Annotated in this window: 11 protein-coding genes; 4 read left to right on the forward strand and 7 right to left on the reverse strand. The window is 68.9% G+C overall.

From position 1 onward, the window contains the following. Positions 1–7: 7 nt before the first annotated feature. Both IG65_RS0105900 and IG65_RS0105905 read right to left on the reverse strand, forming a co-directional pair. Positions 8–1,453: a lipase maturation factor family protein gene (locus tag IG65_RS0105900; protein WP_030513804.1), complete on the reverse strand. Its 1,446-nt coding sequence runs from the start codon at positions 1,451–1,453 to the stop codon at positions 8–10. 39 nt (positions 1,454–1,492) lie between these two features. Further along, a complete protein-coding gene (locus tag IG65_RS0105905) occupies positions 1,493–2,317 on the reverse strand; it encodes an acyl-CoA thioesterase II (RefSeq protein WP_030513805.1) in 825 nt (274 codons plus the stop codon). Positions 2,318–2,439: 122 nt separating this feature from the next. Here IG65_RS0105905 and IG65_RS0105910 point away from each other — a divergent pair, with 122 nt between their 5' ends. Continuing rightward, positions 2,440–3,207 carry a DUF72 domain-containing protein gene (locus IG65_RS0105910; protein WP_228797424.1) on the forward strand — a complete coding sequence of 256 codons (768 nt, stop codon included), beginning with the start codon at positions 2,440–2,442 and terminating at the stop codon, positions 3,205–3,207. Positions 3,208–3,219: 12 nt separating this feature from the next. Here the strand turns inward: IG65_RS0105910 and IG65_RS0105915 are convergent, their stop codons facing one another. Next, positions 3,220–6,651, reverse strand: a complete 3,432-nt coding sequence (locus IG65_RS0105915; RefSeq protein WP_051755425.1) for a serine/threonine-protein kinase — start codon at positions 6,649–6,651, stop codon at positions 3,220–3,222. Positions 6,652–6,895: 244 nt separating this feature from the next. On the opposite strand from IG65_RS0105915, the gene IG65_RS0105920 reads away from it, so the two are divergent. The 3 genes from IG65_RS0105920 to IG65_RS0105930 all read left to right on the forward strand — a co-directional run bounded on the left by IG65_RS0105920 (position 6,896) and on the right by IG65_RS0105930 (position 10,728). Continuing rightward, positions 6,896–7,741, forward strand: a complete 846-nt coding sequence (locus IG65_RS0105920) for a crotonase/enoyl-CoA hydratase family protein (protein WP_030513808.1) — start codon at positions 6,896–6,898, stop codon at positions 7,739–7,741. A 26-nt stretch (positions 7,742–7,767) separates the two neighbouring features. Beyond that, the gene (locus IG65_RS0105925) at positions 7,768–8,517 is read left to right on the forward strand and encodes a VOC family protein (RefSeq protein WP_036523442.1); all 750 of its coding nucleotides are present in this window, start codon (positions 7,768–7,770) and stop codon (positions 8,515–8,517) included. Between the two features lie 204 nt (positions 8,518–8,721). Beyond that, a complete protein-coding gene (locus IG65_RS0105930) occupies positions 8,722–10,728 on the forward strand; it encodes an aconitate hydratase (RefSeq protein WP_030513810.1) in 2,007 nt (668 codons plus the stop codon). 1 nt (position 10,729) lies between these two features. Here the strand turns inward: IG65_RS0105930 and IG65_RS0105935 are convergent, their stop codons facing one another. From IG65_RS0105935 to IG65_RS0105950, 4 genes are read right to left on the reverse strand one after another with little or no spacing between them, the layout of a single operon-like run. Continuing rightward, the gene (locus IG65_RS0105935; protein WP_030513811.1) at positions 10,730–11,707 is read right to left on the reverse strand and encodes a glycine betaine ABC transporter substrate-binding protein; all 978 of its coding nucleotides are present in this window, start codon (positions 11,705–11,707) and stop codon (positions 10,730–10,732) included. Next, positions 11,704–12,441 carry an ABC transporter permease gene (locus IG65_RS0105940; protein WP_030513812.1) on the reverse strand — a complete coding sequence of 246 codons (738 nt, stop codon included), beginning with the start codon at positions 12,439–12,441 and terminating at the stop codon, positions 11,704–11,706. The genes IG65_RS0105935 and IG65_RS0105940 overlap by 4 nt, the downstream gene beginning before the upstream one ends. Next, positions 12,438–13,724 carry an ATP-binding cassette domain-containing protein gene (locus tag IG65_RS0105945; protein ID WP_030513813.1) on the reverse strand — a complete coding sequence of 429 codons (1,287 nt, stop codon included), beginning with the start codon at positions 13,722–13,724 and terminating at the stop codon, positions 12,438–12,440. The genes IG65_RS0105940 and IG65_RS0105945 overlap by 4 nt, the downstream gene beginning before the upstream one ends. After that, complete coding sequence (locus tag IG65_RS0105950) at positions 13,721–14,365, reverse strand: ABC transporter permease (protein WP_030513814.1); 645 nt, start codon at positions 14,363–14,365, stop codon at positions 13,721–13,723. Before IG65_RS0105950 ends, IG65_RS0105945 begins: the two co-directional genes overlap by 4 nt. Positions 14,366–14,374: the final 9 nt, after the last annotated feature.

The following is a 14,374-nucleotide window of genomic DNA, read 5'->3' on the forward strand; positions in this document are numbered from 1 at the left end:
GGACAACTCAGCCGTGCCGGATCCGCGGGGAGGCGAGGGCGGTGGGTGGCACGTAGTCGCCGACCGCGTCGCGGTGCCACCACACATGGTCGCGGCGCAGCTCTTCCCGGGTGCTGAATCGGTAGAGGTACTGGCGCACTCGCACATGGGCGGGCGGGAAGTCCGGGAAAGGGTTGTGCCGCAACAGGTGCAGGGTGGCCGGGTCGTTGATCAGCAGCCGCCGCAGGAACGGGCCCAGCCAGGAACGGGCGTAGATCGGGGAGATGGCGGCGAACCACATCAGCCAGTCCAGGCGCAGATGGTAGGGCGCCCATTGGCGGGGCAGCCGATGCGGATCGCCGGGCTTGCCCTTGAAATCGTATTCCTCCCAACGGGTTTGCTCGGTGATGTGCCGGTCGTGGGTGCCCTCGACCACCAGTTCCCATCGCCGGCGCTCGATCCGCCCGAACGCGCCGTAGGTGTTGACCAGGTGGTACCGGTTGAAGCTGGCGTTCATTCGCTGGTGCCCGGACAACAGATTGCGTATCGGCCAATAGCTGAGAACGGCCACCGCGGCCGTGAAGGCGCAGACCACCGCGACGAACCATATCGGCGGATCCGCGAAGGCGGGCTGATCGGGTAGCGGCAGCACGGTCGCGGCCGAGCGGGCGTCGATCGCGGTACAGGCCAGCAGGATCGTCAACCAGTTGAGCCATGCGAAATTGCCCGAGGCGACCAGCCACAGCTGGGTGATCACGACGACGGCCGCGGCGACACTCGCGATCGGCTGCGGGGTGAACAGCGCGAACGGCACGACCAGCTGGGCGATGTGGTTCGCTGCCACCTCCACGCGGTGCAGCGGTTTGGGCAGGTGGTGGAACAGCCAGCTCAGCGGGCCGGGCATGGGCTGGGTTTCGTGGTGGTAGTACAGGCAGGTCAGATCGCGCCAGCAGGGGTCGCCGCGCAGTTTGATCAACCCCGCGCCGAACTCCACCCGGAACAGCAGCCAGCGCGCCAGCCACAGCACGAGAATCGGTGGCGCGGTGTGACCGTTGCCGAGAAAGATCGCCAGAAATCCCGTCTCCAGCAGCAGCGATTCCCAGCCGAACGAATACCAGGCCTGGCCCACGTTGACGATCGACAGATACAGGACCCACGCCGCCAGCCACAGCACCATCGCCGCCCACAGCGGCACCTGATCGCCCGCCCCGGCCGCCAGTGCCACCGCCAGCGCCGCACCGGCCCAGGAGACACCGGCGAAGAACCGGTCCGAATAGTGCAGATGGAAGATGCTCGGCGATCCCCGGAACGACGACCGGGACAGGAAGGCGGGCACCGGCAGCATGCCCCCGGCGCCGATGAGCGCCCGGAACTGCCGCGCGGCGCCCACGAACGCGATCAGATAGACGACCGCGAGGCCGCGTTGGAACACCTCGCGCGCGAACCAGTACTCGGGCGCCGTGAACCACTGCATGCTCGGGGCATACCCGCTGCGGCCGGTCGCGATGCCGGTTCAGTCCTTGAAGTAGACCAGCTGATGCGTGGTGGCCAGCGGCCTGCCGTCGGCGCCCCACAGTTGTGCGGACTGATCGAAATAGCCGCCGCCGAAATGCTGTCCCCGCGCGGTGGCGAGCACCGGACGGTCGCCGTGGGCGGCGAGAGCGGCCGCATCGGCGTGGAAGTAGACGGTGAGCGAGACGGTACTGGCGGCGACCATCCGCCCCTGCCGCACCATCACCCGCGGGATGAAGACGTCGGCCAGGGCCGTCACCGCGGGAAAGTCCACCGGCCGGGCCGGGAGGTCTCGCACCCACAGCGTGGTCGTGGAGGTCGGCTGTTCCTGCGGATCCGACGCGATCGGCCCGCCGCCTTCGACGAATCGCATCTCGTAGTTGCGCATCCACACCGGGAACTCCGGCGGTTGCGCCACGGCCACCGATTCGGCGGGCGGCGCGGCGGGCGGTTCGATCTCGGTATCGGACCAGGTGGGCCGCCGGGCCCCGCAGACGACGGTCGCGGTGGTGGTCACCGCGTCGTCCTGGGTCAGCGTCAGCAACCAGTGCTGGGTGCTGCGGTTGGTCCGGACCGGCGTGCTCTCGATCGTGAACGGCCCGTCCGCGATGGCGCCCGCGTAGTTGACGGTGATCGACACCGGTTCGGCCGCGCACCGCGGATCGTCGAGGACCGCGCGCAAGGCGGTGGCCGCGGTGACACCGCCGAAGGGGCCGACCATATTCGAGTACTCCGCCGTGGTGCGGCCCAGATAGCGGCCCGCGCCGGCGGGCGCGGGCGCGGTGGCGAGATCGAACGGGTGGGTGCCGATATCGGTCGGATTCACGAGCGGGTACTCCTTGTCTCATGCGTTCGGCCTCCTCGGCGGCCTCGGCCCACCGACTATAACGATCGTCATAGGCGCGGTGCCGGTCCGGGTCCGAGCGGAGCCGCGACGAGTCTGGTTCGATGGACGATGTGACCCTGTTCGTCGGGACTTCCGGCTGGCAGTACCGGGACTGGCGCGGAGTGCTCTACCCGCCGGGCGTGCCGCAGCGGCTGTGGCTGGAACGGTATGCGGCCGCCTTCGCGACCGTCGAGAGCAACAACGCCTTCTATCGGTTGCCCAGTCGCGAGGTCTTCGCGGCCTGGCGGGAACGCACACCCGAGGATTTCGTCGTGGCCGTGAAGGCCAGCCGCTTCCTCACCCACGTCAAACGCCTCCGCGAGCCGGCCGAGCCGGTGCAGCGGCTCCTCGATCACGCCGCGGGACTGGGCGACCGGCTGGGGCCGATCCTGGTGCAACTGCCGCCGACCCTGCGGGCGGACGCGGGCCTGCTCGACGACTGCCTGCGACAGTTCCCCGCGACCGTGCGCGTGGCCGTCGAACCGCGCCACGAGTCGTGGTGGACACCGCGCATCCGCGCCGTACTGGAGGAACGCGGCGCGGCACTGTGCTGGGCGGATGCGCGCTCGCGCCCCGTGACGCCGCTGTGGCGCACCACCGACTGGTCGTATCTGCGTCTGCATTCCGGATTGGCGCGGCCGCAACCCCGGTACGGCCGGCGCGCCCTGACCGCATGGGCGCATCGGCTGGCGGACACCTTCGGTCCCGCCGACGGTTACGTGTACTTCAACAACGATCCGGGCGGCGCGGCCGTCCACGACGCCGTGGTGTTCGCCGGGCTGGCGCGGGCAGCGGGACTGACCGTGACTCGCACCGACGTGCCTTCCTGACCCGCCGGCGGGTCACCCGAGGTGGTCGAGGACGGCCCGCGGGAGCGCTATCGCGGTCTGTCCCGGGGCATTTCGCGCCGTGCCGGCGGAGAGCCGCCGGACGACGGCGAGCAGTGCCGGGCCCTCGTCGAGCAGCGGGCGCACCAGCCCCACTTCGACGCAGCGGCGCAGGGCCGGCGCGAGAACCGCCTCCGCCTCCTCCGACCGGCCCGCCGTCTCGAGACAATTCGCGGACAACAGCGTGGCGCACAGGGCGGCGCGCGGGCGCGCCGCGGCGTCGATCGACTGTCGCAGGGCATCGGCGCGGTGCAGCGCCCGTTCGGGATCAGCCCGCAACAGCCACCGGACGGCCGCTTCCTCGGTGAGTTCGCGAATCGTCGTGGCCACGCCGTCCTCCGCTGGGCGGGCGCCGGCCGGCTCGCCGGGCACGATCTCACCGAACCCCAGCCGAATCCGCTCGAGTTCGATCCGTGCCGACAGTCGCGGCAGGGCGTGTGCGGTGGCGACCTCGGCGCCGTCGGCGAGCAGTCGCTGCGCGGCCGCGCGATCCCCGCGCAGCGCCTTGATACGCGCACCGGTGCCGTAGACCCCGGTCAGGAAATCGACTGTGCCGCCTTCGAATCCGAACTCCACCGCGACGTCGAGCAGCTGGTGTGCCTCCGCGATCTCGCCGCGGTCGTAGAGGAAATCGCCGAGTGCGGCCGAGGCCAGGCGGGCGGTGAAGGAACTCTCCCCGGTCGTGGTGCGCGCCAGATGCAGCGCCGTGCGGAAATGCTCCTCGGCCGCCTCCTCGGCGAGTTGCTCACGCGCCGCCATCCCCGCGAAGCAGTGGCTGTACATGATGCTCAGCGCTCCGGTGATGTCGCGGAAATAGATCCGGCCCCACCGGTGCCATTCGTGGACGCGGTCGAAGTCGAATCGGTGCAGGGCGGTGAAGGCGCCCAGATTGGCCGCCGCCGCCAGCACGAACGACGGCAGCGAATCGGCGCGGGCGCGACTCTGCTCGACGGTGTCCTCGAGGCCGTCGAGGTGATCGGCGAGCGCCGCCTCCACTCCGCACAGAATCGACGCCTCGACCGCCAGATCGGATTTCCGATGTCCCGGAGGCTGTTTCGCCGAATCGGCGGCCAGCGCCAACTGCAGTGCGGTGTGCATGCGGCTCGGCCGGCGCAACAACGCCGCCGCCCAGGCCAGCGCGATCTGCAGGGTCGGATCGGCCGCCGCGTCGGTGACGGGCAGTTTCGCCGCCAGCGCCGCCAGCGTGGCCAGATGCGAATGCTGCACCAGCTCGCGAGCGTGCGCGGAGACCAGCGCCACCGCCCGCTCGGGTTCCCCGGCTGCCATCGCATGGTCGATCGCCTCGCTGAGCATGTCGTTGGCGGCGAACCATTCGGCGGCGCGACGGTGCAGCCGCGGCACGCGTTCGGGATGGTCGCGCTCCAGCCGCTGCCGCAGGAAATCGGAGAACAACGTGTGATAGCGGAACCATTCGCCGTCGTCGTCGAGGCGGCGCAGGAAAAGGTCCCGCCGCTCGATGTCCTCGAGCAGCGCCCGTCCCTGCGGCCGTCCGGTCAGCGCCGTCGCGAGCGGCCCGCAGATCTTCTCGGTGACAGCGGTTTCCAGCAGTGCGGTCAGCAATCCGGGCTCGAGTGCGTCGAGCACGTTGTCGGTCAGATATTCGCTGATCGCCTGGTGCCGTCCGGACATGGTGGCGATCGCGGAACCGGGGTCCGCGCGGCCGCGCAGGGAGATCGACGCCAGTTGCAGCCCGGCGACCCAGCCGTCGATGCCGGTCCGCAGCCGGTCGATATCGGCGTCTTCCAGGGCGAGCCCGCCCACCCGGGTCAGGAAGTCCGCCGTCTCGGACTCGTCGAAACGCAGGGCGGCGGAGTCGATTTCGATCAGCTCGTCGCGCACGCGGATGGCCGAGAGCGGTAGTCCGATCATCTCGCGGCTGGTGACCAGCAGCTGCAGATGGTGGCAGGCGTTGTCGAGCAGGAAACGCAGCGCGGCGGTGGTATCGGCGTCGGTGACACGATGCCAGTCCTCGATGATCATCACGAGCCGCTCGCCGTCGGCGTGGATGCGGTTGATCAGCGTGGTCAGCACGTAGCGCATCACATCGTTGCCGTGTTCCTCGACCACGCGCAGCAGTTCGGTGGTCAGGGCGGGTCGCGCCCGGCCGACGGCTTCGATCAGGTGCAGCAGGAACCAGACCGGATTGTTGTCGTCGTCGTCGATGTTGAGCCAGCATGCGGCGACCCCGCGATTCACCATCCGCTGCGCCCACTGCGCGGCGAGCGTGCTCTTGCCGAAACCGGCCGGCGCGTGCACGACGATCAGGCGCGGCCAGCGCTCGGGATCCATCGAGTCCAGCAGGCGGGGACGGCGCACCAGCGGGCGCGGGGAGAGCGTGGGATGGAATTTGGTTTCGGCGGTCGGTGGTGTCGTCACCAGGTCGGCCGGGGGAAGAAGACCGAGTCGGGTCGGTTCTCCGACGCGATCGGCGGGCGCGGGTTCGGCCGCCGGTGTCTCCGGTGTCGGGATCGCGATCTCGTCCACGCGCAGTCCGCGGTGGCGTTGCAGCTGCTGCGCTCGCTCACCGAACTCCATCGCGGAGACCGGGCGCCCGCCCGGGTCGGCGGCCATACTCTCCTCGATGAGTTGGCAGATGTCGTCGGGGATGCCGCCGGGGCGCAGGTCGGGAATCGGTTCCTCGGTGATGCGCAGGAACTGGGCGACCAGTCGTTCACCGGAGCGGCGCTGGTAGGCGGCGTGGCCGGTGAGCATGCAGAACAGCGTGGCGCCCAGGCTGTAGATGTCGGAGGCGACCGACGGGGTGCCGTCACGCAGAACCTCGGGAGCGGTGAACGCCGGTGACGCCGTGACCACTCCGGTGGTGGTGCGGAAGCCGCCCTCCACCCGGGCGATGCCGAAATCGGTCAGCTGTGGTTCGCCGTAGTCGGTGAGAAGAACGTTGCCCGGCTTGATGTCTCGATGCAGGATCCCCGCGCGGTGCACGGTCTCCAGCGCGCCGGACAGCTTCACCGAAATGCGCAGCGCGGTCGTGATATCCAGCGGCCCGCCGTGCTGGATCCGCTGTTCCAGCGAGCCCCTCGGGTGATACGGCATCACCAGATAGGGCCGTCCGTCGCCGGTCGTGCCGACCTGCAGGATCGCGACGATATTGGGATGTTCCGGCAGCCCGCCCATGGCCCGCTGCTCGCGGAGGAATCGTTCGACATTCTCGTCGCCGAAATCGGGTGCGGCGGTAAGCACCTTCACCGCGACGATGCGGCCCAGTGCGAGTTCGCGGCAGCGATACACCACGCCGAATCCGCCCCGTCCGATGATGTGGGCATCGGCGAACCCGGCCGCTCGCAGACCGTCGTCGATCACCAGGGAGCGGTCGCGCTGGGTCGCCATGGAATCCTTGTCGGCCATCGGAACCGTTTCCGTCTGTACTGCTTGTCGCGGAGCCCGTCGCGCTGGCATGTCAAGTATAGGCTCGGCCTGCGCGGATGCCGGTGGCCGAGACCGCTCGCCCACCCGGTCGGCTGGCGCCGTTCGGGCCGTGCGGCGCGCGCGTCGAAGGGGCAGGCGGCGCAAGGGGATTCGCGTGCCGTGCCGCGCGGGGCCCGGTGACGGGGATGGTCACCGTCCGGGGGCTGCTGGCATGCTGTCCGATATGGCCGACATCCGCTGGGAAATCTCCGACTCCATCGCCACGATCACGCTCGATCGCCCGCAACAGCTCAACGCCTTCACCACCGCGATGGGCGAGGAACTGATCGCCGCCTTCGACGCCTTCGACCGCGACGACCGGGTGCGCGCGATCATCGTGACCGGGGCGGGACGCGCGTTCTGCGCGGGTGCGGATCTGTCGGCCGGAGCCGAAACCTTCGCCGCCGAGGCGACCGACACCTTCCGTGACGGCGGTGGTGAGGTGGCACTGCGGATGTTCGAATCGCAGAAGCCGATCATCGCCGCGATCAACGGCCCCGCCGTCGGCGTGGGCATCACGATGAGCCTGGCCGCGGACTTCCGGCTCGCCGCCGACACCGCGCGGATCGGATTCGTCTTCAATCGGCGCGGCATCGTGCCGGAATCCTGTTCGAGCTGGTTCCTGCCCCGCCTGGTGCCCATGCAGACCGCGTTGGACTGGGTGTACTCCGGCCGGCTGGTCGAGGCCGACGAAGCCTTGGACGCGGGTCTGTTCTACGCCCTGCATCCGGTTGCCGATCTGCTGGACCAGGCCCGGGCGCTGGCCCGACGGCTCACCGAGCATTCGGCGCCGGTGTCGGTGGCGCTGTCGCGGCAGATGCTGTGGCGCGGCCTCGGCGCCGAACATCCGATGGTCTCGCATCGCGTCGAATCGCGCGGTATCAGCCAGCGCGGTGCCAGTGCCGATGCCCGCGAGGGCGTCTCGGCGTTCCTCGAGAAGCGGCCCGCGCAGTTCCCCGACAGCGTCGAGCGTGATCTGCCCGATGTGTTCGCCGGTGAGCTCGCGACCCCGCCCTTCCGGCCCGCCTGATCCGTCCGACGAGCCTGGAGGAGCGCATGATTCGCTGGAGCTGGATGTACATCGACCGGCCCGCCGCACTTTTCGACGAGGCGTTCGCCTTCTGGTCGGCGGTCACCGGCACCCGGTTGTCGGCTCGCCAGGGTGAACACGCCGAGTTCGCGACCCTCGACCCGGCGACCGGCGACGCCTACCAGGCGGCGCAGGCGGTCGGCGGGGACGGGGGCGCCCATCTCGACATCGATGTCGTCGATCTCGACCGCGCCCGCCGCGCGGCGCGCGATCTCGGCGCGACCCTGGTCGCCGACCACGACACCTGGTCGCTCGTGCGTTCACCGCACGGCCTGCCGTTCTGCCTGACCACCGGTGAGGGGCGGCATATCCCGGCGCCGGTGGCCGGGCCCGACGGTACCTTCAGCCGCGTCGATCAGCTCTGTTTCGACATTCCGCCGTCGGGCTACGACGGCGAGGCCGCCTTCTGGTCCGCGCTCACCGGCTGGCCCGTGCAGCGCACCGGCCGGTCCGAGTTCGCCCGGCTGCTCGTGCCGGCGCGATTGCCGATCCGAATCCTGCTGCAGCGCTTGGACACCGACCGGGAGCCGGGCGCCCATATCGATATCGCGTGCGCCGATGCCGAGGCGGTGGCGGCCTGGCACGAATCCCTCGGCGCCCGGCAGGTGCGGCGCGGCGCGCAGTGGCTGGTGATGAACGACCCGGTGGGCGGGGTGTACTGCCTCACCGAACGAGACCCGTTGACCGGCAAGGTGTTTCGCCGCGGGCGCGGCTGAACGGATTGCTGCAGGACGTTCCCGAGCACCGCTCGCCGACGTCGGGGCAACGCGGTCACCGCGCTCCACGGGCGCGACGGGTTTCGGGGCGGGCGGCGAAACGGCGGCGAGCCGGCGGGTATCGGCGCATCCTGGAAGGGACATCGCACCAACGACCGCGCCCGAATCCGGCGATCCCGCCAGGACCGGCGCAGAGGAGGGCAGATGACCGATCAGGAGATCCGCGGGGGCGGCCCCCGCAATGTCGCGCAGAAATTGATCGGCTCCCACCTGGTGTCGGGGCGAATGCGTCCGGGGGAGGAGATCGCGCTGCGTATCGACCAGACCCTCACCCAGGACGCCACCGGCACCCTGGTGATGCAGGAACTCGAGGCACTCGGCCTCGACCGGGTGCGCACCGAGCTCAGCGCCCAGTACGTCGACCACAATCTGTTGCAGACCGACGACAAGAACGCCCAGGATCACGAATTTCTGCTGTCGGCCTGCCGCCGCTACGGGCTGTGGTTCTCGAAGCCGGGCAACGGGGTTTCGCATCCCACCCATATGCAGCGTTTCGGCAGGCCCGGCGCGACGATGGTCGGCTCGGATTCCCATACGCCGGCCGGCGGATCGCTGGGCATGCTCGCGATCGGCGTCGGCGGTCTCGAGGTCGCGCTCGCCATGGCAGGTGAGCCGCTCTACATCACCATGCCGCAGATCTGGGGCGTCGAACTGACCGGTGAGCTGCCGCCCTGGTGTTCGGCCAAGGACGTGATCCTGGAAATGTTGCGCCGCCACGGTGTCAAGGGCGGGCTGAACCGGATCGTGGAATATCACGGCCCCGGTCTGGCGACCCTCACGGCGATGGACCGGCACGTGATCGCGAATATGGGCGCCGAACTCGGCGCCACCACCACGGTCTTTCCCGCCGACGACGCGGTGCGTGACTTCCTGCGCGCCGAGGACCGCGCCGGCGACTTCACCGAACTGCGGGCCGACGAGGGCGCGACCTACGACGTCGACGAGCACATCGACCTGTCCGCGATCGAGCCGCTGATCGCCAGGCCGTCCTCCCCCGGGGATGTGGTGCCGGTGCGCGAGGTCGCCGGCGAGCCGGTGGCGCAGGTGGTGATCGGGTCCTCGGCCAACCCCGGGCTGCGTGATTTCGCGATGGCCGCCGCCATCGTCTCCGGCCGCCAGACCCACAGCGACGTCAGCTTCGACGTCAATCCGTCTTCGCGCGAGATCTTCGAGGATCTGACCAAGATGGGCGCCACCTTCGAACTGATCCGCGCCGGGGCGCGCATCCATCAGTCCGGATGTATGGGGTGCATAGGTATGGGGCAGGCGCCGGCCGTGGGCCGCAATTCGCTGCGCACCATGCCGCGCAACTTCCCGGGGCGCTCGGGCACCGATGAGGACGCGGTGTGGTTGTGCTCGCCGGAGACCGCCGCCGCATCGGCGCTGACCGGTACGATCACCGATCCGCGCGACCTCGCCGACGAGCTGGGCCTGGACTATCCGGTGCTGAATCTGCCCGCACACGCGTCGGTCAACACCGCGATGCTGGTGCCGCCGCTGCCGGTGGCGCAGGCGCGCACGGTGGAATTGGTGAAGGGCCCCAACATCTCCGCGCTGCCGGATTTCGATCCGCTGCCCGACGTGATCGAGGCACCTGTCCTGCTGGTGGTCGGCGACAACATCTCCACCGACGACATCTCCCCGGCCGGAGCGCGGGCGCTGCCGTTCCGCTCGAATATTCCGAAACTGGCCGAATTCGCTTTCACCCGTATCGATCCGGACTATCCGCGGCATGCGGCCGATATCTCCGCCACCACCGGGCATGTCATCGTCGGCGGAGACAACTACGGGCAGGGCTCGTCGCGGGAACACGCCGCGATCGCGCCGAGGTATCTGGGGCTGCGGGCGGTGATCGCGAAATCGTATGCGCGCATCCACTGGCAGAATCTGGCCAATTTCGGCATCGTCGCGCTCGAATTCGCCGATCCCGCCGATTACGACCGCATCGGAGTGGGCGACGTGCTGCGCATCGAGGGGCTGCGTTCGGCACTCACGGCCGGTTCCGCGATCACCGCCCGCGATGTCACCGCGAATGTGGATATCTCGCTGCGGCACCGGCTTTCGGGCCGCCAGGTGGAAACGGTCCTGGCCGGCGGCATCATCCCGCGGCTGGCGGCCGCACAGGCGGCGCGGGAGATGTCGACCCCATGAGCTACTCGATGAGCTTTTCGCTCTTCAACCAGTCGTAGGCGACATCGGCGGGATCCTCGCCGTCGATATCGACGCGGCCGTTGAGTTCCTGCATCAGATCATTGGTCAGGCGTTCGGAAATCGTGCCCAGCAGCTGTCGCAACTGCGGATAGCGGTCCAGGATCTCACCGCGCACGACGGCGGCGCCGCTGTAGGGCAGGAAGAATTTCTTGTCGTCGTCGAGCACGACGAGATTCAGATTCTTCACCCGGCCGTCGGTGGTGTAGATCATGCCGAAATTGCACGGCGAGCTCTTGGCCGTGGCGGTGTAGACGACGCCGGCGTCCATCCGGGTGACGTTGCCGGTGGGCACGCCGTTCGGATCGTTGTAGGGGATGCCGTATTTCTGCAACATCGGAATGAAACCGTCGGCGCGACTGAAGAATTCGTCGTCGACACAGAACGTGCGCTCGCGCACCGGCAACGCCGCCACATCCGACAGCGACTTCACCCCCAGCCGTTGCGCGGTCGGCGTGGACACACCGAACGCGTAGGTGTCGTTGAAATTCGCCGGTGGCAGCCACTCCAGATTGTGCTCGCGCTTCTCGATGTCGTGCACGCGCTGCCAGAGTTCCTGCGGATCGGAGATCGTCTCGGTTTCGTTGTGGTAGTTGACCCAGCCGGTGCCGGTGTACTCCCAGAGAATGTCGGCGTCGCCGTTGAGCTGAGCCTGCCGCGACGACGCCGAACCCGGTGCGCCGGTCAGGTCGGTGACCTTCGCGCCGGCCGCGGCCAGATAGGTCGCGGTGATCTTGCCCAGCAGCACGCCCTCGGTGAAACTCTTCGACGTCACCACGAGTTTCGCGCCGTCGAGCGGTCGTTGCCCGCCGGGCAGGCTCGCGTCGTGGAAGGTTCCCGACGAGCTCACCAGACCGCATCCGCCGAGTATCGACACCGCGAGGACGATCGCGCACACCGCCAGGGCCCGTGCCGATCTCATGACACACCTCGCGGGGTCGCGGCCAATTCGACGAGTCTGCCCAGCCAGTCGATGATCAACGCCAGCAGTCCGACCAGGATCGCTCCGGACACGAGCAGTTTCGGCAGGAACAGCGTGACGCCCGTGGTGATCAGCGTGCCGAGGCTGGTGGCGCCGATGAAGGTGCTCAGGGTCGCGGTGCCGACCAGGATCACCAGGGCGGTGCGCACCCCGTTGAGGATCACCGGCACCGCGAGCGGCAACTCGACTCGGACCAGGGTGCGGGTGGCGGAGAACCCGATCCCGCGCGAGGCCTCGATGGTGCGCTGATCCACCTGCCGCAGGCCGATGATCGTGTTCTGCAGGATCGGCAGAATCGCGTACACCACCAAACCGACGACCGCCGTACGGAATCCGGTGCCCAGCCAGAAGGTGAACAACACCAGCAGCCCGACCGCCGGCGCCGCCTGGCCGATATTGGCGATGTTGACCGCGATCGGCTCCAGGCGTTTCAGCGCGGGCCGGGTCAGCGCGATACCCAGCGGAATCGCGACGACGACCACGATCACCGTGGCCACCACGGTCAGCTCGATATGCGACCAGATCGTGGTCTGCAGGTTGGACCAGGCCAGCGAGGCCTGCTCGGTCGGGGTGAACGTGGTCGACCGATACCAGACGATGTAGCCGATTCCGATGACGAGGATGATCAGCGGCTCGAACCAGACGTCCATCGGCAGCCGGCGCAGGCGGGTCATGATTGCCCGGCCGATTCGTGTTCGTCGTCGTCGGCGGCGACCACCGGCGTGGGCGCGGGATCGGTTCCGTCGACGTAGGTTTCGTACGAGGTGTCGTGTTCCTCGGAGCGCACATCGGCGAGTGCGGCCTGGATGGTCTCGGTCACCGCGCCGATGCCGATCGAGCCGACGACCGCGCCGCGTCCGTCGGTCACCAGGGCCGCACCCTGACTGGCCGCCAGCATCGCGTCGAGGGCGTCGTTGAGGGTCGAGGAGCGAGCGACGACCGGCAACCGCCGATCGAGGTAGTCCGACACCTCCGGTTTGCTCGCCAGTTCGGTGAGCGAGGGCCACGACCGTGGCCGTCCGGCATCGTCGACGACCACCACCCAGGTCTGCCCGGCGGCCCGCGCGCGCTGGATCACCGCCTGCGCCGGCTCCCCGATGCGGGCGGTGACCACGTCGTCCCATTCCACGTCGCGCACCCGCTGCACGGTCAGATAGGCGAGTTTGGCGCCGGATCCGACGAATTCCTCCACGAAGGGCGTGGCCGGTGCGGTGAGGATCTCCTCGGGCCGCGCGTACTGCTCGACGTGCCCGCCCTCGGACAGGATGAGCACCTTGTCGCCGAGTTTGGTGGCCTCCTCGAAATCGTGGGTGACGACGACGATGGTCTTGCCGAGTTCGTGCTGAATCGCGATCAGGCTGTCCTGCAGGCGAACCCGGGTGATCGGGTCCACCGCGCCGAACGGCTCGTCCATCAGCAGCACCGGGGGATCGGCGGCCAGCGCCCGCGCGACACCGACCCGCTGCTGTTGTCCGCCGGACATGTCCTTGGGCAGCCGGTCGGCGAAGACGCCGGGATCCAGGCCGACGAGTTCGAGCAGATAGTCGGTGCGCTCGGCGATCCGCTTCTTGTCCCAGCCGAGCACCCGCGGGATCGCGCCGACGTTCTTGCGCACCGACCAGTGCGGGAACAGGCCGCCGGATTGGATGACGTACCCGATCGACTGCCGCAGCTTGTCCGGGTCCTCGCGGGTGACGTCGCGCCCGCCGATGAAGATGCGGCCCTCCGTCGGTTCGATCAGCCGGTTGATCATCTTCAGCGTGGTCGTCTTGCCGCAGCCGGAGGGGCCGACGAAGGCGACGATCTGTCCGGCCTCGATCTCGAGGTCGAGGCGGGCGACGGCCGGTTTGTCCTGGCCCTTGTACCGCTTCACGACCGAGTCGAGGACGATGGACGCCCCGGTGACATTGCGTTCCGGCGTCGCCGGTCCGTGCCGGTCGGTCACAGCGTCGGTCATGAGAGTCCTTTTGCGATGGTGAGGCGGCCCAGCAGAACGAGTAGCGCGTCGAACACCAGCGCCACGATGACGATGAGGATCGTGCCCGTGGCCGCCGTCTCCAGGGCGTTCGCGCCGCCCAGTCGCGACAGGCCGTTGAAGATCAGCGATCCCAGACCCGGCCCCAGGACGTAGGCGACGATGGCGGCGACACCGACGATCATCTGCGTGGAGACCCGGATACCGATGAGGATCACCGGCCACGCGATCGGCAGTTCGACGGTGAGCAGGATGCGGGTGCGGGAGAATCCGATTCCGCGTGCGGATTCCACCACCGAGGCAGGTACCGAGCGCAATCCGACGATCGCGTTGCCGATCACCGGCAGCGCCGCGAAGAACGCCAGCATGATGAACGACGGGACGACGCCCAGCCCGAACGGCACCAGCAGCAACGCCAGCAGCGCGAGCGACGGAATGGTCAGCGCGACCCGGCTCGAGGTGAGCGAGAGCTGCGACAGCAGCGGCAGCCGGTAGACCGCCATCGCGATGAGCACGGCGACGATCGTGCCGACGAGAACCGTCTGAAACGCCAGTGACGCATGCTGATAGGTGAGGAAGGCCAGAGTGTCACCCCGCCCTCGGATGTAATTCCACAGGTTCACGGGACTCCC

It is taken from the genome of Nocardia sp. NRRL WC-3656 (assembly GCF_000720265.1).
GTDB classification, from domain to species: Bacteria; Actinomycetota; Actinomycetes; order Mycobacteriales; family Mycobacteriaceae; genus Nocardia; species Nocardia nova.

What these genes read in the sequence shown, in the direction of transcription:
- IG65_RS0105925 (WP_036523442.1), top strand. Translation starts at nt 7,768, where the DNA reads ATGATTCGCTGGAGCTGGATGTACATCGACCGGCCCGCCGCACTTTTC.
- IG65_RS0105920 (WP_030513808.1), top strand. Translation starts at nt 6,896, where the DNA reads ATGGCCGACATCCGCTGGGAAATCTCCGACTCCATCGCCACGATCACG.
- IG65_RS0105940 (WP_030513812.1), bottom strand. Translation starts at nt 12,441, where the DNA reads ATGACCCGCCTGCGCCGGCTGCCGATGGACGTCTGGTTCGAGCCGCTG.
- IG65_RS0105930 (WP_030513810.1), top strand. Translation starts at nt 8,722, where the DNA reads ATGACCGATCAGGAGATCCGCGGGGGCGGCCCCCGCAATGTCGCGCAG.
- IG65_RS0105935 (WP_030513811.1), bottom strand. Translation starts at nt 11,707, where the DNA reads ATGAGATCGGCACGGGCCCTGGCGGTGTGCGCGATCGTCCTCGCGGTG.
- IG65_RS0105945 (WP_030513813.1), bottom strand. Translation starts at nt 13,724, where the DNA reads ATGACCGACGCTGTGACCGACCGGCACGGACCGGCGACGCCGGAACGC.
- IG65_RS0105900 (WP_030513804.1), bottom strand. Translation starts at nt 1,453, where the DNA reads ATGCAGTGGTTCACGGCGCCCGAGTACTGGTTCGCGCGCGAGGTGTTC.
- IG65_RS0105915 (WP_051755425.1), bottom strand. Translation starts at nt 6,651, where the DNA reads ATGGCCGACAAGGATTCCATGGCGACCCAGCGCGACCGCTCCCTGGTG.
- IG65_RS0105910 (WP_228797424.1), top strand. Translation starts at nt 2,440, where the DNA reads ATGGACGATGTGACCCTGTTCGTCGGGACTTCCGGCTGGCAGTACCGG.